The 19,042-nt window shown below is 70.9% G+C and carries 13 protein-coding genes; 1 reads left to right on the top strand and 12 read right to left on the bottom strand.

The features are described from left to right. Positions 1–240 precede the first annotated feature (240 nt). The 9 genes from ACPCK6_RS26585 to araB all read right to left on the bottom strand — a co-directional run bounded on the left by ACPCK6_RS26585 (position 241) and on the right by araB (position 12,506). The gene (locus tag ACPCK6_RS26585) at positions 241–1,230 is read right to left on the bottom strand and encodes a LacI family DNA-binding transcriptional regulator (protein WP_423482536.1); all 990 of its coding nucleotides are present in this window, start codon (positions 1,228–1,230) and stop codon (positions 241–243) included. Positions 1,231–1,547: 317 nt separating this feature from the next. Beyond that, entirely contained in the window at positions 1,548–3,617 is a 2,070-nt protein-coding gene (locus ACPCK6_RS26580; protein ID WP_423482535.1) for an RICIN domain-containing protein, read from the bottom strand. Between the two features lie 246 nt (positions 3,618–3,863). Then, positions 3,864–5,366, bottom strand: coding sequence for an L-arabinose isomerase (gene araA, locus ACPCK6_RS26575; RefSeq protein WP_423482534.1), 1,503 nt, complete (start codon positions 5,364–5,366; stop codon positions 3,864–3,866). Positions 5,367–5,392: 26 nt separating this feature from the next. Then, positions 5,393–6,385 carry a galactofuranose ABC transporter, permease protein YjfF gene (yjfF, locus tag ACPCK6_RS26570; protein WP_013286824.1) on the bottom strand — a complete coding sequence of 331 codons (993 nt, stop codon included), beginning with the start codon at positions 6,383–6,385 and terminating at the stop codon, positions 5,393–5,395. After that, positions 6,382–7,452: an ABC transporter permease gene (locus ACPCK6_RS26565; protein ID WP_194799093.1), complete on the bottom strand. Its 1,071-nt coding sequence runs from the start codon at positions 7,450–7,452 to the stop codon at positions 6,382–6,384. The genes yjfF and ACPCK6_RS26565 overlap by 4 nt, the downstream gene beginning before the upstream one ends. Next, entirely contained in the window at positions 7,449–8,990 is a 1,542-nt protein-coding gene (locus ACPCK6_RS26560) for a sugar ABC transporter ATP-binding protein (RefSeq protein WP_423482533.1), read from the bottom strand. The genes ACPCK6_RS26565 and ACPCK6_RS26560 overlap by 4 nt, the downstream gene beginning before the upstream one ends. Before the next feature lie 72 nt (positions 8,991–9,062). Then, positions 9,063–10,058, bottom strand: coding sequence for an ABC transporter substrate-binding protein (locus tag ACPCK6_RS26555; RefSeq protein ID WP_262011900.1), 996 nt, complete (start codon positions 10,056–10,058; stop codon positions 9,063–9,065). 97 nt (positions 10,059–10,155) lie between these two features. Further along, complete coding sequence (locus ACPCK6_RS26550; protein ID WP_396882449.1) at positions 10,156–10,827, bottom strand: L-ribulose-5-phosphate 4-epimerase; 672 nt, start codon at positions 10,825–10,827, stop codon at positions 10,156–10,158. After that, positions 10,824–12,506: a ribulokinase gene (araB, locus tag ACPCK6_RS26545; protein ID WP_423482532.1), complete on the bottom strand. Its 1,683-nt coding sequence runs from the start codon at positions 12,504–12,506 to the stop codon at positions 10,824–10,826. Before araB ends, ACPCK6_RS26550 begins: the two co-directional genes overlap by 4 nt. 663 nt (positions 12,507–13,169) lie before the next feature. Here araB and ACPCK6_RS26540 point away from each other — a divergent pair. Beyond that, positions 13,170–14,825, top strand: a complete 1,656-nt coding sequence (locus tag ACPCK6_RS26540; protein ID WP_423482531.1) for a glycoside hydrolase family 27 protein — start codon at positions 13,170–13,172, stop codon at positions 14,823–14,825. A gap of 59 nt (positions 14,826–14,884) precedes the next feature. On the opposite strand, the gene mmsB is transcribed toward ACPCK6_RS26540, so the two are convergent. The 3 genes from mmsB to chvE form a co-directional block, all read right to left on the bottom strand. Continuing rightward, on the bottom strand, positions 14,885–16,135 hold the full coding sequence (gene mmsB, locus ACPCK6_RS26535) for a multiple monosaccharide ABC transporter permease (RefSeq protein ID WP_396882445.1): 1,251 nt from the start codon (positions 16,133–16,135) through the stop codon (positions 14,885–14,887). Next, on the bottom strand, positions 16,132–17,670 hold the full coding sequence (gene mmsA / locus ACPCK6_RS26530) for a multiple monosaccharide ABC transporter ATP-binding protein (protein WP_423482530.1): 1,539 nt from the start codon (positions 17,668–17,670) through the stop codon (positions 16,132–16,134). Before mmsA ends, mmsB begins: the two co-directional genes overlap by 4 nt. Before the next feature lie 84 nt (positions 17,671–17,754). After that, complete coding sequence (gene chvE, locus ACPCK6_RS26525; protein ID WP_396882443.1) at positions 17,755–18,894, bottom strand: multiple monosaccharide ABC transporter substrate-binding protein; 1,140 nt, start codon at positions 18,892–18,894, stop codon at positions 17,755–17,757. Positions 18,895–19,042 lie beyond the last annotated feature (148 nt).

The following is a 19,042-nucleotide window of genomic DNA, read 5'->3' as shown; positions in this document are numbered from 1 at the left end:
CACTGCTTGCGGGTGGGGCGGTCGCCGGGCTGCTCGTGGTCGCCGGAATCGTGCTGCTGGTCGCGCGCCGGGCACGCGCTCACCGCACGGACCACTGACGACCGGACCGCACGGCGGGGCCGGCCACGGGTGAGCGGGCCGGCCACGGGCAGGCGGGCCGCGCCCGTCCAGCGGGCCGGCGACGGTGAGCGAGTGCCGGCCCCTCAGCGGACCGGCGACGGTCAGGGAGCCGCTGCCGCCTCAGCGGGCGGGCGGCGGGCCGACACTGCGGCGCGGCACCAGCGTCGGCGCGATCGTCTGCCGCAGCGGCCCGACGGTCTGCGACTCGATCTGCGCCAAAAGCAGGTCCAGGCTCGCCGCGGCGACAGCGCCGAAGTCCGGCCGGACGGTGGTCAGCGGCGGGATGAAGTACGCCGCCTCGGGCACGTCGTCGAACCCGACCACGCTGATGTCGTCGGGGACGCGGCGGCCGTGCTCGTGCAGCGCCCGCAGCACGCCCAGCGCGAGGTGGTCGTTGGCGGTGAAGACGGCGGTGACCTCCGGCATCCGGGCCAGCATCTGCCCGCACCGGTAGCCCGCCGCCGCCGACCAGTCGGCATGGACCAGCGGCGGGACCTCGGCGCCGGCCTGCCGCAGCGCCTCGCGCCATCCCTCGATCCGGCCGGCGCTGTCGAACCAGTCCGACGGCCCGGACACGTGCCACACCGTGCGGTGCCCGGCGGCCAGGAGGTGCTCGGTGGCGGCCCGGGCGCCGGCGACCTGGTCGACAGTCACCAGCGGGATCGGCCGCCGCGGGTCGCCGTCGACGGTCACCAGCGGCACGTCCTGGGGCAGCCGTTCCAGCGCCTCCCCGGCGGACTCGACCGGCGCGATCAGCACGATGCCGGCGACCCGGTGCGCCAGGTGCCGTTCCACGGCGGCCGAGATGGAGCGGTGGTCGAGGTCGCGGACGCTGCCGACGCTCACCGCGAAGCCGGCCTCGGCGGCGGTCTGCTCCAGCGCCGCGAGCAGCGACGCCGGGCCGTAGAGCGTGGTGTTCTGCGCGACCACGCCGATCACCTGGGACCGGCCGGTCACCAGCGCGCGGGCCGCGCGGTTGGGCCGGTAGCCGAGTTCGGTGATGGCGGCCTGCACCCGCAACCGGGTCTGCTCACGCACGTTGGGATGCCCGTTGAGAACCCGGGAGACCGTCTGGTGCGACACCCCGGCGAGGCGGGCCACGTCCGTCATCGCAGGACCGCGCACGGCCACCTCACTTTCGCCACTGCCCGCGGCCACACCCGGTCGATCTCGACCGGACCGTCCCGGGTGGCGACAGTCTACGCCAGCGGTCCCATCGGTATCGGCACCGTCGAACGCCCGTTCCCGCCGTGACGCGGCGGTATCGGGGAATCGACAGGCGGCTCATTCCCTTCCGTTACGCAGTGGCACGAACAGGCAGCTCGGAACGGGTGGAATTGCGCCCGGGGTGCGGCATTTCCGGCGATTGCCGGAGCCGCACCCCGGGTTATCGAAGATGTGTCAACGGCCGCGAATGGTGACCGTTGTCACGGTGTCGTCAGCGAGAACTGCCGCACCGTCACCGCGCCGCCGAGGGATTGGGTGGCGTAGTTGAAGAAGCCGAACCGGTAGCCCATGAAGAACTGCCACGCGTTGTTGAGCGTCAGCGCGTTACCGAGCGACACGAAGTTCACCCCGTCGGTGCTGTAGGAGAACCGCGCCTGCCGCCCCGAGCCGGGCCGGATGTCGGCGTTCGCCCGCAGCCAGATCCGCCCGCCGGACACCGCCGCGCCGGCGATCTCCGTACCGGTGCTCGTGGTGTTCCAGTTCGAGCCCATGGTCAGGCCGTTCGTCATCACCACGCGGGTCGCGCCGTTGTCCCGCCGTACGCCGATCCAGGCCGAGCTGTCCCGCAGCATCGCCAGGCCGGCCCGGTCACCGTCGCGCATGGTCGAGTAGTCCAGCTCGATCGTGCCGGTCGAGGTCGGCCCCTGGATGCGGTGGGTGAGCGTGTCGCGGGCCCGGTACAGATCGTTCGTGACGGTGGCGGTCTGCAACCGCAGGCCGTTGTTCACCGACCATCTGCTGTTGTCCGGGTTGTGGTTCCACTCGTACTGCACGCCGAGCGTGGTGCCGGAGAACGTGTCGGTGCCGGTGAGCGGCTTGACCGGGCGGGTCGGCAGCGGGTTGGGGTAGCTCGCGCCCCAGGCGCCGTTGACGGTCTGCACCTGCGGCCAGCCGTCGGAGGTCCAGGTGATCGGCGCCAGCGTCGGCATCCGGCCGCCCGGGTACGCGTCGGTGAACGCCATGTAGTACCAGGCGCCGGTCTGCGTCTGCACCAGCCCGCCCTGGTGCGGCACGCCGCCGCCGGAGATCGGGCCGGGCAGGTTGAGCAGCACCTGCCGCTGCTCGTACGGACCGAACGGGCCGTTCGTGGACTTCAGCACGTACTGGCCGTTGGCCGGCCGGGTCAGCCAGATGTAGTACGCGCCGTTGCGCTTGTAGAAGCGTGCGCCCTCCAGCGTGCCGATGCTCGACGGCGTCTGGTAGACCTGCTGGGCCCGGACCTGGCTGCGCCCGTCGGCGGAGAGCTGGGCCACGCTGATCGTGCCGTTGCCGTACGCGACGTACATGGTGTCGTTGTCGTCGATCAGCATGCCGGCGTCGTAGTAGCAGTTGGGGATGGTGGTCAGGCGGTTCCACGCGCCGTCCACGGCGGTGGCGGTGTAGATGTGGGTCTGCGCGAAGTCGATGCACCCGGCCCAGTAGAACGTGCGGTTGCTCGGCCGGTAGTTCAGCGTCGACGCCCAGATGCCGTCCACGTACGCCTGCTCGCTCGCGCTCAGGTCGTACTTGGTGCCGAACTCCAGCCGCGGCACCGAGTGCCCGGCGAACTCCCAGTTCACCAGGTCCCAGGAGCGCAGCACCGGGGCGCCCGGCGAGTAGTGCATGGTGGAGGCGGACATGTAGTAGACGTCGCCGACCCGGATGATGTCGACGTCGGCGAAGTCCTGCCAGACGGCCGGGTTGGTGAAGTTGCCGCCGGGGTTGCCGGGATTGTCGCCGACGCGGACGAGCTGCCACTGCTGGTTCGCGCCGTTCCAGTCGTCGTACTGCACGATGTTGCCGCCGTCCGCGGTGGAGGCGTTCTGTACTTCCATCACCTTGTTCGAGTTCCGGTTGATCAGCCGGACGTACCCGCCGTCGGAGTCGGCCAGCCGGAACTGCTGGTTGGTGCCGCCGTGGTCGGTCCACTGGACCACCGCCGCGCCGTTGGCGGTGGACGCGCCGGTCACGTCCAGCACCTTGCCGGAGTGCCGGGACCGCAGCCGGTAGTAGCCGCCGCCGGAGTCCACGAACTGCCACTGCTGCCAGGCACCGTCGTTGCGCGTCCACTGGGTGATCCGCGCCCCGTCGTTCGTCGCCTGGTTGTACAGGTCCAGCGCCTTGCCGCTGTTGCGGTTCACCAGCACGTAGTACGCGCTGGTGTCCACAGTGGCCGCGGAGACGGGCGCGGGCACGGCGCCCACCACCACGCCGCCGACAAGCAGCGCCACCACCCCGGCCAGCAGCCGGGACAGGCGTCCACGTCCACGGGACAGTCGAGCCGTCACCATGATCCTCCTTCGTCGACCGGAGCCCGGGCACGACGGCACGCGCCGACGACGTCGGCGTTATCGCTAACAGCGATGCCCACCCAGGCGGGAGTCGGATCCCTGGCAACTGCGGCGCAGATCGCGCCCGGAACGGCCCGCGAGCGGTGCCGGTGACCCTATCCATCGACTGTGAGCGATAACATGTCGTTCGTCAAGCCGTAACGCGGGGCACCGCCGCGCGGGCCGGCACGATCGGCCGGCGAGGGCTCAGAAGCCCCGGGCGAGCCGGTAGTACGCCTGGTTCCAGCGCAGTTCGTCGGCGAAGCGGTGCGGACGCGTCTCGGCGTCGATGACCACCAGCTCGGTGCGGGCCATCGCGGCCAGGTCGCGCAGCTCCTCCACGCCGACGGCCTGGGACAGCACGGTGTGGTGCGGCGCGCCCGCGGTGATCCACGCCTCCGCCGAGCCGGCCAGGTCGGGCTGCGGACGCCACACCGCGCGCGCCACCGGCAGGCGGCGCAGCGGGTGCGGCGGCGGCACCACGTCCACCGCGTTGGCGACCAGCCGGAACCGCTCCCCCATGTCCGCCATGCCCAGCACGACGGCCGGGCCGGGCGCGGCGTCGAAGACCAGGCGTACCGGGTCCTCCCGCCCGCCGATGCTCAGCGGGTGCACCTCCGCGCTCGGTACGTCGGCGGCGATGCTCGGGCACACCTCCAGCATGTGCGCGCCGAGGATCAGCTCCTGACCGAACGTCAGGTCGTAGGTGTAGTCCTCCATGAACGAGGTGCCGCCCGGCACACCCACGGCCATCACCTTGAGCGTGTGCACCAGCACCGAGGTTTTCCAGTCACCCTCACCGCCGAAGCCGTAGCCGTCGGCCATCAGGCGCTGCACCGCGATCCCGGGGAGCTGGCGCAGCCCGCCGAGGTCCTCGAAGTTCGTGGTGAACGCCCGGAACCCGCCGGCCTCCAGGAACGCGCGCAGGCCCAGCTCCTGACGTGCCGCGTACCGCAGCGAGTCGTGCCGGTCCCCGCCGGGCCGCAGCTCCGGCGCCACCCGGAAGGTGTCGTCGTACTCCTTGACCAGGTCGTCCACCTGCGCGTCCGCCACCTGGTCGACGGCCGCGACCAGGTCGTTGACGCCGTAGGTGTTCACCGAGACGCCGAAGCGCAGTTCCGCCTCGACCTTGTCCCCCTCGGTGACCGCGACGTCGCGCATGTTGTCGCCGAAGCGGGCCAGCCGCAGCGTCCGCACCGCCGACCAGCCGATCGCGGCGCGGGCCCAGGCCGCGACCCGCCCGACGACGCGCGGGTCGGTGACGTGGCCGACGACGGTCTTGCGGGCCACCCCGAGCCGGGTCTGGATGAACCCGAACTCCCGGTCGCCGTGCGCGGCCTGGTTGAGGTTCATGAAGTCCATGTCGATGTCGTCCCACGGCAGCGCCACGTTGGCCTGCGTGTGCAGGTGCAGCAGCGGCGTGCGCAGCGCGTCCAGCCCGGAGATCCACATCTTGGCCGGGGAGAACGTGTGCATCCAGGCGATCACCCCGACCGCGCCCTGCGTGGCCGCGTCCCGGCAGGCGGCGAGGATGTCCGTGCTGGAGGTGAGGACCGGCTTCCAGACCACGCGTACGGGGATGTCCGGCGACTCGTCCAGGCGCGCGGCGATCTGCCGGGACTGCTCGGCGACCTGCCGCAGGGTGTCCTCGCCGTAGAGGCCCTGGCTGCCGGTGAGGAACCAGACCTCGGGCTGGGGGTGAGTTGCCATGTTGTTGCCTTCCGCGCTAGGAACCGTCACTTGAACCGGATGCCGATGAGGCGCTGGAGGAGGATGAACGCGAACAGCAGGCCGCCGATCACGATCTTGGTCCACCAGGAGTTGAGGCTGCCGTCGAACGTGATCAGGGTCTGGATGACGCCCAGCACCAGCACGCCGAGCACGGTGCCGAAGACGTATCCGGAGCCACCGGTGAGCACGGTGCCGCCGATCACCACGGCGGCGATCACGTCCAGCTCCATCCCGACGGCGATCAGCGGCGCGCCGGAGAGCGTGTAGAACGACAGCAGGATGCCGCCGATCGCCGAGCACAGCCCGCTGATCGTGTAGACGGCGATCCGGGTCCGCGCCACCGGCAGGCCCATCAGCAACGCCGACTGCGCGTTGCCGCCGACCGCGTACACGTTGCGGCCGAACCGGGTGTACGCCAGCACGTACGCCGCGATCAGCACCACCGCGAACGCGATCAGCACGCTGATCGACACGAAGTTGCCGGCCGGGTCGCCGATGCGCTGCTGCGACATCGAGGTCCAGAAACCGTCGGTGATGGAGATGGAGGCGTCGCTGATGAACGTGCACATGCCCCGGGCGAAGAACATCCCGGCGAGTGTCACGATGAACGGCTGGATCTCGAAGAAGTGGATCGCGCAGCCCATCAGGAAACCGAGCGTCGGGCCGATCAGCAGCGCGATCACCAGCACCAGGGCGGCGGGCAGGCCGTCACGCAGCAGCGCGGCCGACACCATCGCGGTCATCGCCACCACCGAGCCGACGGACAGGTCGATGCCGCCGGTGAGGATCACGAACGTCATGCCGACCGCGACGACGAGCAGGAAGCCGTTGTCGATGAAGACGTTGAAGACGACCTGGACGTTGGAGAAGGCGCGGTACTGGGACACGCCGATGCCGTACATGACCAGCAGCAGGGCGAGCGTGGCCAGCACCGGGACGTGCCGCCGGGGCAGGCTGGGCCGCCAGGACCGGCCGGTGGTCAACGACGTGCTGCTCATGCCGGCACCTGCTCCTTCTCCCGCTGCGGGGCCGCCGGGCCGGGTTCGGCCCCGCGCCGTCGCCGGCGCAGCCGGGCCCGGAACGCCGGGGCCTGCACGAGGCAGACGGCGATGACGACGACCGCCTTGAACAGCAGCGACGTCTGCGGCGAGATGTTCATCGCGTACACGGTGGTGGTCAGGGTCTGGATGATCAGCGCGCCGAGCACGGTGCCGCCGAGGGAGAACCGGCCACCGGCCAGCGACGTGCCGCCGATGACGACGGCCAGGATCGCGTCCAGCTCGATCCACAGGCCGGCGGCGTTGCCGTCGGCGCTGGAGACGTTCGCGGTGACCATGAAACCGGCGAGCGCGGCACAGGCGGCGCTGATCACGTAGACGAGGAAGACGATGCGCCGCGACCGGATGCCGGCGAGCCGGCTGGCCTCGGCGTTGCCGCCGACCGACTCGACGATCAGACCGAGCGCGGTGCGGCGGGTGAACGCGGCCACGAGCAGCGCGGCGGCGAGCGCGATCAGGATGGCCAGCGGCAGCGTCAGGAAGTGCCCGAGCCCGATCGCCCGGTACGGCCCGGAGTTGATCGTGATGATCTGGCCCTCGGTGACGAGCTGGGCGATGCCCCGACCGGCCACCATGAGGATCAGCGTGGCGATGATCGGCTGGATGCCGATGACCGCCACGAGTATCCCGTTCCAGGCGCCGAGCACGAGCGCGGCGCCGAAGGCCAGTGCGAGCGCGGTGGCCACCGTGGCCGGGCTGTTCTGATCGGCCGCCCCGCTGATGTGCAGGCAGGCGATCGCGCCGCTGATCGCGCAGAGCGAGCCGACCGACAGGTCGATGCCGCCGGTGGCGATGACGAGCGTCATCCCGAGCGCGACCAGGATCAGCGGCGCGCTCAGCCGCAGGATGTCGATCGGCGTGCCGTACAGGTGGCCGTTCTTGACCTCGACGGCGAGGAAGCCGGGGCGGTAGACGGTGTTCGCGGCGATCATGACCACGAGCACGAGTGCCGGCCAGAACAGGCGGTGGCCGGTCAGCGGGCGGAGGCGGTCGGCGACGGCGGTCATGGGGTCACCTCCTCCCGGGGCGTTCCACTGGCGATGGTGCGCATGACGCGGTCGGCGTCGAGCGTGTCGTCGTTGTCGAGCTGGGCGACCATCTCCCGGTCGCGCATGACCGCGACCCGGTGGCTCAGGCGCAGCACCTCCTCCAGCTCGGCGGAGATGAACAGCACCGCCATGCCGCCGTCGGAGAGCTGCACCACCAGCTTCTGGATCTCGGCCTTGGCGCCGACGTCGATGCCACGGGTCGGCTCGTCCAGGATCAGCAGGCGCGGCTCGGTGATCAGCCAGCGGGCCAGCAGCACCTTCTGCTGGTTCCCGCCGGAGAGGTTGCGCACCGGCAGCTCCGGGTTGGCCGGGCGGATGCTCAGCGCCTCGACGTACCGGCGGACCAGCTCGTCCTGGCGGCGGCGCGGGATCGGGCGCAGCCAGCCGCGCGCGGCCTGCATCGCCAGGATCATGTTCTCCCGGACCGTGAGTTCCGGGACGATGCCCTCGGCCCGGCGGTTCTCCGAGCAGAACCCGACGCCCTGGCCGATGGCCTGGATCGGGTTGCGGACCGGCGCCCGGCCACCGTCGAGCCGGACCTGGCCGTGGTCGGCCCGGTCCGCGCCGAAGATCAGCCGCGCCACCTCGGTCCGGCCGGAGCCGAGCAGGCCGGCCAGGCCGACCACCTCACCGGCGTGGATGCGCAGGCTGAACGGGGCGACCGCGCCGCGCCGGCCGAGTCCGGTGGCGTCCACGAGCGGGGCCGCACCGCCGGCGTCGACAGTGGCGCGCTTCTGCTGCTCGTCGAGCCGCTCCAGCACGTCCAGCTCCTGCCCGATCATCTTCTCGACCAGGCTGAACTGCGGCAGCTCCTCGGTGCGGTACTCCCCCACGAGCCGGCCGTTGCGCAGCACCGTGATCCGGTCGGCGATGCCGTAGACCTGGTCGAGGAAGTGGGTGACGAACAGGATCGCGATCCCCTCGTCGCGCAGTTGCCGCATGATCCGGAACAGCTGCGCGACCTCGCCGGCGTCCAGGCTGGACGTCGGCTCGTCCAGGATCAGCACCCGGGCCCGCACGTCGATCGCGCGGGCGATGGCGACCATCTGCTGCACCGCGAGCGAGTACGAGCCGAGCGGCGCGGAGACGTCGAGGTCGAGGTCGAGCCGGGCCAGCAGGTCGCGGGCCCGGCGGCGCATCTCGCCCCAGCGCACCGCGCCGAACCGGCGGGGCTCCCGGCCGATGAAGACGTTCTCCGCCACCGACAGGTTGGTGCAGAGGTTGACCTCCTGGTACACGGTGCTGACGCCGGCCGCGGCGGCCTGCATCGGACCGGAGAACGAGACCTGCTCGCCGTCGAGCGTGACGACGCCCGCGTCGGTCCCGTAGACGCCGGTCAACACCTTGATCAGGGTGGACTTGCCGGCGCCGTTCTCGCCCATCAGGGCGTGGACCTCGCCCGGGAACAGCCGGAAGTCGACGTCGTGCAGCGCGCGGACCCCGGGGAAGGTCTTGCTGATGCCGGTCATGGTCAGGACCGGACGGTTACCCGTCATCCCATCGGACCTCTTCTTCGACGGTGGTGGTACGGGGGCCGCCGTCGGTTGCGACGGCGACCCCCGGGTGACTCAGTACTTGCGGTTGGGCAGTGCCTCCTTGGCCTGCTCCTGGGTGAACGTGGTCTCCTCGGTCTCGATCCGGGCGGGCACCTCCTCGCCGGCCTTGACCTTCTTGACCAGGTCCATCAGCTGCGGGCCCAGCAGCGGGCTGCACTCGGCGATGAAGTTGAACTTGCCGTCCGCGAGGGCCTGCATGCCGTCCTTCACCGCGTCGACGGTGATGATGGTGATGTCCTTGCCGGGCGTCTTGCCGGCCGCGGTGATCGCCTCGAGCGCGCCCAGGCCCATGTCGTCGTTGTGCGCGAAGAGCACGTCGATCTTCGGGTTGGCCTTGAGGAACTGCTCCATCACCTGCTTGCCGCCGGCGCGGGTGAAGTCACCGGTCTGCGAGGCGACGATCTTCAGGTTGGGGTTGGCGGCGATCGCCTCGGCGAAGCCCTTCTTCCGGTCGTTGGCCGGCGCCGAGCCGGTCGTGCCCTGCAGCTCCACGATGTTGACCGGGCCGGACGCGGACTTCTTCTGCTCCACCAGCCACTCACCGGCGAGGCGGCCCTCCTTGACGAAGTCCGAGCCGAGGAACGTCTTGTAGAGCGACTTGTCGGCCGAGTCGACGGCGCGGTCGGTCAGGATCACCGGGATCTTGGCGTCCTTGGCCTCCTTGAGCACGGTGTCCCAGCCGGACTCCACCACCGGCGAGAAGGCGATCACGTCGACCTTCTGCTGGATGAAGTTGCGGATCGCCTTGATCTGGTTCTCCTGCTTCTGCTGGGCGTCGTCGAACTTCAGCTCGATGCCCGCCTCGGCCGCCGCCTCCTTGATCGAGGTGGTGTTCGCGGTACGCCAGCCACTCTCGGCGCCCACCTGGGAGAAGCCCAGGACGATCTTGTCGTTGCCGTCGCCGGAACCGCCGCCGGTGTCGCTGTTGCCGCACGCGGCCATGCTGGCGGCGAGCAGCACGCCGGCGAACGCCGCGATGACCGTGCGTGCCGTGCTCCTGCTTCTCATCGATTCTCCTCCGGGGTTGGATGTTCCGGGCACACGGCCGGCGGGGAGCCGGAGCGGCCCGGGTGTGGTGGTGGGGGGTGCGCGGCGCGGTCCGGGGTCAGTGCGCCGGCGGGCGTTGGCCGTACACGTTCTGGTAGCGGTCGTAGAGCGAGTCGATGTCGGCCGGCGCGATCGGCACCGGCCGGCCGAGCGCGCGGGCCAGGTGGGCGGTGCGGGCCACGTCCTCGCACATCACCGCGGCCTTGACCGCCGCCCGGGCGTCGCGGCCGATGGTGAAGACGCCGTGGTTGCGCATGAGCACCGCGGGTGAGCGGTGGCCGGACAGCGTGCTGACGATGCCCTTGCCGATGTCGTCGCCGCCGATCAGCGCGAACGGTCCGATCGGGATCTCCCCGCCGAACTCGTCGGCCTGCGCGGTCAGCCAGCACGGGATCGCCTCGCCGCGGGCCGCCCAGGCGGTGGCGTATCCGCTGTGCGTGTGCACGACGCCGCCGACCTCGGGCATGGCGCGGTAGACGTAGGCGTGCGCGGCGGTGTCGCTGGACGGAGCGCCGTCGCCGTCGACCACCGCGCCGTCGAGGTCGCAGACCACCATGGCCGCCGCGGTCAGGTCGTCGTAGTCGACGCCGCTGGGCTTGATGACCATCAGATCCTGACCGGGTACGCGGGCCGACACGTTGCCGGCGGTCCAGGCGACCAGGTCGTAGCGGGTCAGTTCGCGGTGCAGGCGCGCCACCGTCTCGCGCAGCGCGTCGACCTGGCTGTTCATCCGACCACCTCCAGGGTCGCGGCGGCGCGGTCCGCGGCGGCGTCGGCCGCCGCGTTGCGGATCGCCCGCAGGCGGAGCATGACGTCGTTCGCGCCACGGCCGAAGTGGTCGTGCAACGCGCGGTACTCGGCGTACAGGGCGTCGTAGGCCCGCACGTTCTCCGGTACGGGCCGGTAGACGGCCTCGTCGATGCGCCCCATCGCGGCGGACGCCTCGTGGATCGTCGGGTACGCCCCGGCGGCGACAGCCGCGTGGATGGCCGAGCCGAGCGCCGGGCCCTGGGCGGAGCCGATGATGCTCAGCGGCCGGTTCGTCACGTCGGCGTAGATCTGCATGAGCAGCCGGTTGGAGGTGAGCCCGCCGGCCACCACCAGATCGTCGACCGGCACACCGGCCTGCGCGAACGCCTCGACGATCATCCGGGTGCCGTACGCGGTGGACTCCAGCAGCGCGCGGTAGACGTCCGGCGGCCGGGTGGCGAGCGTCAGCCCGACGATCATCCCGCTGAGGTCGTGGTTGACCAGCAGGGACCGGTTGCCGTTCCACCAGTCCAGCGCCACCAGCCCGTGCGCGCCGACCGGCTGGGCGGCGGCGGCCTCGGTGAGCCGCTCGTGCGAGTCGAACCCGGCCGGGGCGGCGTGACGGACGAACCAGCCGAAGATGTCCCCCACCCCGCTCTGCCCGGCCTCGAAGCCCCAGGCGCCGGGGCTGATGCCGCCGTCGACCACGCCGCACATGCCCGGCACCTCGGCCGGGTGGGTGCCGTTGAGGACGTGGCAGGTGGAGGTGCCCATGATGGCGACCAGCCGGCCGGGCCGCAGCGCCTGGGCCGAGGCGGCGGTGACGTGGGCGTCGACGTTGCCGGCCGCGACCGCGATGCCCTCGGGCAGTCCGGTCCAGGCGGCGGCGCGGGCGCTGAGCGTGCCGGCCCGCGCGCCCAGCGGCAGCAGCGGACCGTCCAGCTTGGTCACGAAGTCGGCGAAGCCGGGGTCGAGCGCGGCCAGGTAGTCCGCCGACGGGTAGCTGCCGTCCTGCCGGATGCCCTTGTAGCCGGCGGTGCAGACGTTGCGCGTCTCGGCGCCGCAGAGCTGCCACACGATCCAGTCGGCGGCCTCGATGAAGCGCTCGGCCCGCCGGTAGACCTCCGGATCCTCCTCCAGGATCTGCAGGCCCTTGGCGAACTGCCACTCGGCGGAGATCTTGCCGCCGTAGCGGCCGAGCCACGGCTCGCCTCGTTCGGCCGCCAGCGCGTTGATCCGGTCGGCGTGCGGCTGCGCGGCGTGGTGCTTCCAGAGCTTCACCCAGGCGTGCGGGCGGTCGCGCAGTTGCGGGATCTCGCACAGCGGTGTGCCGTCGGCGAGCGTCGGGAGCACGGTGCAGGCGGTGAAGTCGATGCCGATGCCCACCACCCGGGACGGGTCCACGCCGGCTTCGGCGAGCGCGACCGGCACCGCGTGGCGCAGCACGTCGCGGTAGTCGTCCGGGTCCTGGAGGGCCCAGTCCGGGGGCAGCGCCGGGCCGCCGTCGGGAAGCGCGGTCTCGATGACCCCGCGCCGGTACTCGTGCACCGCCGTACCGAGTTCGGCGCCGTCCCGGACGCGGACCACCAGCGCCCGCCCGGACAGCGTGCCGAAATCGACACCGATCACGTACCGGTCGGACGCGTCCACTTCGCTCATCTGCACCTCCGCCGTGTCACGGAGTTAGTGTTAGCGCTCACATATACATCCGTCAAGACACCTCCGGGCAACAGCTGCGTAACGAGGAACCACCCTCGCCGGACCACCGCGGCCGGGCGGTGCGGACCGGCGGGGCCGCGCCCGGAGGAGATCCACACGGACGCGGTCCCGGTCCGGTCGCCGAACCCCGGCGCCCATCGTGTTAGCGACAACAATCGATGCCTTACTGGATCGCCGAGCAACCGTCGTCGGCACTGTGGGCTCCGGGGCGCAGAGAGGGCGTCCCGAGGTCGCACAGCGCCCCTCAGCGGGACTTTTCCCGCCCCCGACACCCGCGCGAACGGTCGTCAACAGGGGCCGGGCGGATCGTCTCCCTATTTACAGGGTTTGATGTCAGCGATAACATTCTCGCCATCCCTGCTTCGTGGCGCCGCCGTCCGGGAAACCCCGGCGCCGCAGCCGGGCGGCGACGCGGACGGCGACCCCGTCGACCGCCGGACCCCACCACCCACGAGCGCCCGCCGGTGACCGGCCAGCCCCTCTCCACTGCCGTGCCGCGTACGTCCCCGCGCACCCCGCGCACCCCGGGCGACGCCGCGCGATCGGCGGGCCGCTCCCAACCGGACGCCGGCACGGCCGGCGCCCGGCGACCGAGGAGGATCAGTGCGCAGATGGACCCGACGGACGCTCGCCGTCCTGGGCGTCGCGGCGGTGGCGCTCGCCGCGACAGTCACCGACCAGGCAGTGGCCCCGCGTCCCGCCCGGGCGCTGGACAACGGCGTCGCCCGTACCCCGCCGATGGGGTGGAACACCTGGAACACCTTCGGCTGCAACATCAACGAGACCCTCATCCGCCAGACCGCCGACGCGATCGTCAGCAACGGCCTGCGCGACCTCGGCTACAAGTACGTCGTCGTGGACGACTGCTGGTTCGACCCGAACCGGGACGCGCAGGGCAACCTCCAGGCGCACCCGCAGCGGTTCCCCAGCGGGATGAAGTCGCTCGGTGACTACCTGCACGCCCGGGGCCTGCTGTTCGGCATCTACCAGGTACCGCTGGACAAGACCTGCGCCCAGGTCGGCGGCGCGTTCCCCGGCGCCACCGGCAGCCTCAACCACGAGTACCAGGACGCGCGGCAGTTCGCCGCCTGGGGCGTGGACTACCTCAAGTACGACTGGTGCTCCGGCACCGGCACCATCAACGACCAGGTGGCGCGGTTCGGCATCATGCGCGACGCGCTGGCCTCCACCGGCCGGCCGATCGTCTACAGCATCAACCCCAACAGCTACCACGCCAAGACCGGGCCGCAGCGCAACTGGAGCGACGTGGCGAACCTCTGGCGGACCACCGAGGACATCACCAACGCGTGGAACACCGGCCAGACGAACGGCTACCCGATGGGCATCCAGAACATCGTTGACGTCACGGTGCCGCTGGCCGGGTACGCGGCGCCCGGCGGGTTCAACGACCCGGACATGCTCGAGGTCGGCCGCGGTGGCATGAACGACACCGAGATGCGCAGCCACTTCGCGCTCTGGGCGGTCCTGGCCGCGCCGCTGATGATGGGCAACGACGTACGGTCGGCGAACGCGGCCACCCTGGCGATCCTGCGCAACGCGAACCTGGTCGCGATCAACCAGGACCCGCTCGGCCGTCAGGCGGCCCAGGTCTCCTTCGACGGCACCCGGCGGGTACTGGCCAAGCCGCTGGCAAACGGCGACGTGGCGGTCGCGCTGTTCAACCAGGGCGGCTCGACCACCACCGTCTCCACCACGGCGGCGGCGGTGGGCAAGAGCGGCAACTCGTTCACGCTGCGCGACGCGTGGACCGACGCCACCTCCACCAGCACCGGCACGATCTCCGCCAGCGTGCCCGCGCACGGCACCGTGGTCTACCGGGTCAGCGGGGGCGGCACCACCACCCCGCCGCCGGTCCCGGCCACGTTCCGGCTGCGCAGCGAGTCGTCCGGCCGGTGCCTCGACGTGGACAACGCCGGCACCGCCAACGGCACCGGGACGCTGATCTGGGACTGCCACAACAACGCCAACCAGCAGTTCACCGCCAACGGGCAGGCGTTGCAGGTGCTGGGCAAGTGCCTGGACGTGCCGACGAACGCGACGGCCGGCACCCGGGTGCAGATCTGGGACTGCAACGGCGGCACCAACCAGCAGTGGACCGTCAACGGCAACGGCACGGTGAGCAACGGGCGCTTCCCGTCGCTGTGCCTGGACGTCGACAACGCGGGCACCGCCAACGGCACCCGGGTGATCGTCTGGACCTGCCACGGCAACGCCAACCAACGGTGGAGCCGGGCGTGAGCGGCTACGGCCGGTGAACGGCGGCCGGCCGGACGAAGGGGCGAGCGTCCGGCCGGCCGTCACCGGGCGCCGGCCGCCCGGCGCTTGTTCCAGATGTCGAACGCCACCGCGACGAGCAGCACCAGGCCCTTGACCACCGACTGGACGGACTGGTCGACGCCCATGAGCTGCATCCCGTTGCTCATCACCGCCATGATCAGGCCACCCACCATGGCGCCGACCACGGTACCGACGCCACCGGTGACGGCCGCGCCGCCGATGAACGCCGCCGCGATCGCGTCCAGCTCGAACATGTTGCCCGCCGCCGGCTGGGCCCCGTTGGAGCGGGACGAGTAGATGACGCCCGCCACGGCGGACAGGAAGCCCATGTTGACGAAGATCCAGAAGTTGACCCGCTTCACCCGTACGCCGGACAGCATCGCCGCGGGCAGGTTGCCGCCGATGGCGTACACCTGGCGGCCGAACACCGTACGGCGGGTGAGCAGGCCGTAGATCAGCACCAGCACGGCCAGCACGATGAGCACGATCGGCAGGCCCCGGGCGTGGGCGAGCTGCCAGGCGAACCACATGACCACGGCGCCGACCACCACGATCCGCAGGACGAACAGCGGGAACGACTCCACCGGCTGCTCGTGGCGCACCCGGGCGACCCGGGTCCGGAACACGGCCACCGCGTACCCGACCACGGCGAAGGCGCCGATGAACAGCGTGAAGGCGTCGTAGCCCTGGCCGCCCAGCAGGCCGTTGAGGAAGCCGGCCGCGACCCGCTGGTACTCCTCCGGGAACGGCGACAGCGAGATGTTGTCCAGCACGCGCAGCGTCAGACCGCGGAACAGCAGCATGCCGGCCAGGGTGACGATGAACGCCGGGATGCCCGCGTACGCGACCCAGAGCCCGTGCCACGCGCCGACCGCGACACCCACCGCGAGCGCGGCCAGGACGCCGGCCCACCAGGGCATGCCCTCGCGGATGACCAGCACCGCCGAGACCGCTCCGGTGAGCGCCACCACCGATCCCACGGACAGGTCGATGTGCCCGCCGATGATCACGATGACCATGCCGATGGCGAGCACCAGGATGTAGGAGTACTGCAGGACGATGTTCGTCAGGTTGCCGGGGCTCAGCGAGACGCCGTCGGTCAGGACGGCGAACAGCGCGACGATCACCACCAGGGCGATGTAGATGCCGCTCTGCCGCAGGTTGCCCAGGATCAGCGCGCGCGGGTCGCTGGTGCCGGTGTGCAGGCTCGCCGCCGCGCCGGTGTCCGGCGTGGCGACCTTCGTGGCGGGAGGAGGCTTCGTGCTGGTCATCGGACGAGATCCCTGTCCTTGGTCATGAGTTCCATCAGGTTCTCCTGGGTGGCCTCGGCCACCGGCGTCTCCCCGGTGATCCGGCCGGCCGCCAGGGTGTAGATGCGGTCGCACATGCCGAGCAGCTCGGGCAGTTCGGAGGAGATGAGCACGACGGCCTTGCCGTCTGCCACCAGCCGGTTGACGATCGTGTAGATCTCGAACTTCGCGCCCACGTCGATGCCCCGGGTCGGCTCGTCGAGGATCAGCACGTCCGGGTCGGTGAACAGCCACTTCGCCAGCACGACCTTCTGCTGGTTGCCGCCGGAGAGCTTGCCCACCACCGACATCACCGTCGGCGCCTTGATGTTCATGTCACGCCGGCCCCGCTCGGCGACCTGGATCTCGCGGTTGCCGTCGATCCAGCCGCGCCGGGCCAGCTTGTCGAGCGCGGCGGCCGAGACGTTGCCGCGGACGTCGTCGATGAGGTTGAGGCCGTAGTGCTTGCGGTCCTCGGTGGCGTACGCGATGCCGTTGGCGATGGCCTCGGCGACGGTGCGCGCCCGTACCTCACGGCCCCTGACGAACAGCCGGCCCCTGATGTCCCGGCCGTACGCCCGGCCGAACACGCTCATCGCCAGCTCGGTGCGCCCGGCGCCCATCAGGCCGGCGATGCCGACGACCTCACCGGCGCGTACGTGCAGCGACGCCCGGTCGACGACCAGGCGGTCCTGGGTCGGGTGGCGCACCGACCAGTCCTCGATCCGCAGCACCTCGTCGCCCGGGGTGACGCTGCGGGCCGGGTAGAAGGCGGCCAGGTCGCGCCCGACCATGCCGCGGATGATCCGGTCCTGGGTGACGGCGCTGTCGGACATGTCCAGCGTCTCGACGGTACGGCCGTCGCGGATGACTGTGGTCGAGTCGGCGACGGCGGTGATCTCGCCGAGCTTGTGCGAGATCATGATGCAGGTGATGCCCTGTTCGCGCAGCCGGCGCATCAGGTCCAGCAGGTGCGCCGAGTCGACGTCGTTGAGTGCCGCCGTGGGCTCGTCGAGGATCAGCAGCCGTACCTTCTTGGACAGCGCCTTGGCGATCTCCACGAGCTGCTGCTTGCCGACGCCGAGCTGGATGACCGGCGTGACCGGGTTCTCGTGCAGCCCGACCGACCGCAGCAGCGCCGCGGCCTCCGCGTTGGTCCGGTGCCAGTCGATGAGCCCGCCGCGGCCGCGGCGCTCGTTGCCGAGGAAGATGTTCTCGGCGATCGACAGGTAGGGCACCAGGGCGAGTTCCTGGTGGATGATGACGATGCCGCGGGCCTCGCTGTCCTGGATCCCCCGGAACCCGACCGGCTCGCCGTCGAGGACGATCTGGCCGTCGTAACTGCCCGCCGGGTAGACCCCGGACAGCACCTTCATCAGGGTGGACTTGCCGGCGCCGTTCTCACCGCAGATCGCGTGGATCTCGCCGCGCCGTACGGCGAGCGAGACGTCCTGGAGCGCGGCCACGCCCGGGAAGGTCTTCGTGATGCCCCGCATCTCGAGGATGTGATCGCTCATGGGTATCCGTCCTGCTCGTGGTCGAGGTGTCCGGAGCGGACGGGCCCGGTGGCGCGGTGGCCGCCGGGCCCGTCGCCGCGCGGGTCAGCCGGCCCGTCCGGCGGCGACCTCCTGCTCGGTCAGGTAGCCGGAGTCGATCAGGACGGCCTTGATGTCCTCCTTGTAGACGGTCTGCACCGGCAGCAGGAACGCGGGCACGACCTTGACGCCGTTGTTGTACGCCTTGGTCTCGTTGGCCTTCGGCTCCTCCTTGCGCAGGAACGCCTCGGCGGCGATGACCGCCTGCTCGGCCAGCAGCCGGGTGTCCTTGAACACCGTCGAGCTCTGCACGCCGTCGTTGATCAGCTTCACCGAGGCGACCTCGGCGTCCTGGCCGGTCACCACCGGCATCTTCTTGGCGCCGCCGCGGTAGCCGGCGTTCTGCAGCGCGGTGATGATGCCGCGGGACAGGCCGTCGAACGGCGACAGCACGCCGTCGACCTTGCTGCCGTCGTTGTAGCTGGAGGTGAGCAGGTCCTCCATCCGCTTCTGCGCGGTCTCCTGCTGCCAGCGCAGGATGGCGGCCTGCTCGATCTTGGTCTGCCCCGACTTGACCTTGAGCGTGCCGGCGTCGAAGTACGGCTTGAGCGTGTCCATCGCGCCGTTGAAGAAGAACCCGGCGTTGTTGTCGTCCAGCGAGCCGGCGAACAGCTCCACGTTGAACGGGCCGGTGGCGGTGCCCTTGGCGCCGTCCTTGGTGAGCAGGCCGAGGCCGACCAGGAGCGCGTTGGCCTGCGCCACGCCGACCTTGTAGTTGTCGAAGCTGACGTAGAAGCTCACGTTCGGGCTGTTGCGGATGAGCCGGTCGTAGGAGATGACCGGGATCTTCGCGGCCGCGGCGGCCTGGAGCTGGCCGCTGAGCGCGGTGCCGTCGATCGGGGCGATGACCAGCACGTCCGCGCCCTGCGTGATCATCTGGTCGATCTGCTGCGACTGGGTCGGGATGTCGTCCCCGGCGTACTGCAGGTCGACCTTGTAGCCCTTGGCCTGGAGCTTCTCCTTCACCGAGTTGCCGTCGGCGATCCATCGTTCCGAGGTCTGCGTCGGCATCGAGACGCCGATCGTCAGGTCGCCGGGCTTGGCCGAGCTGGTGTCTCCGCCGCCTCCCGCGCCCTCGCCGCTGCAGGCGGCCAGGCTGATCGCGAGCGCGGCACCGCTGAGTGCGGCCAGAAGTCGTCTGCGCACGAGCGTCCTCCCTGTCGTGGCGGTCCCTGTGACACAGGTAACCCTCACGGGGAGTGTTAACGCTCACAAGTTGCCCCGTCAACCAAGCGCGCGAAATGCGCATGTCTCTTTCTCGTAACAGAGACGGCGGTCCAGGTCGGACGGGAGA

The organism is Micromonospora sp. AB353, assembly GCF_049538395.1.
Taxonomy (GTDB): Bacteria; Actinomycetota; Actinomycetes; order Mycobacteriales; family Micromonosporaceae; genus Micromonospora; species Micromonospora aurantiaca.
Note: the sequence above shows the minus strand (reverse complement) of the source record. Positions and strands in the feature narration are given on the sequence as shown.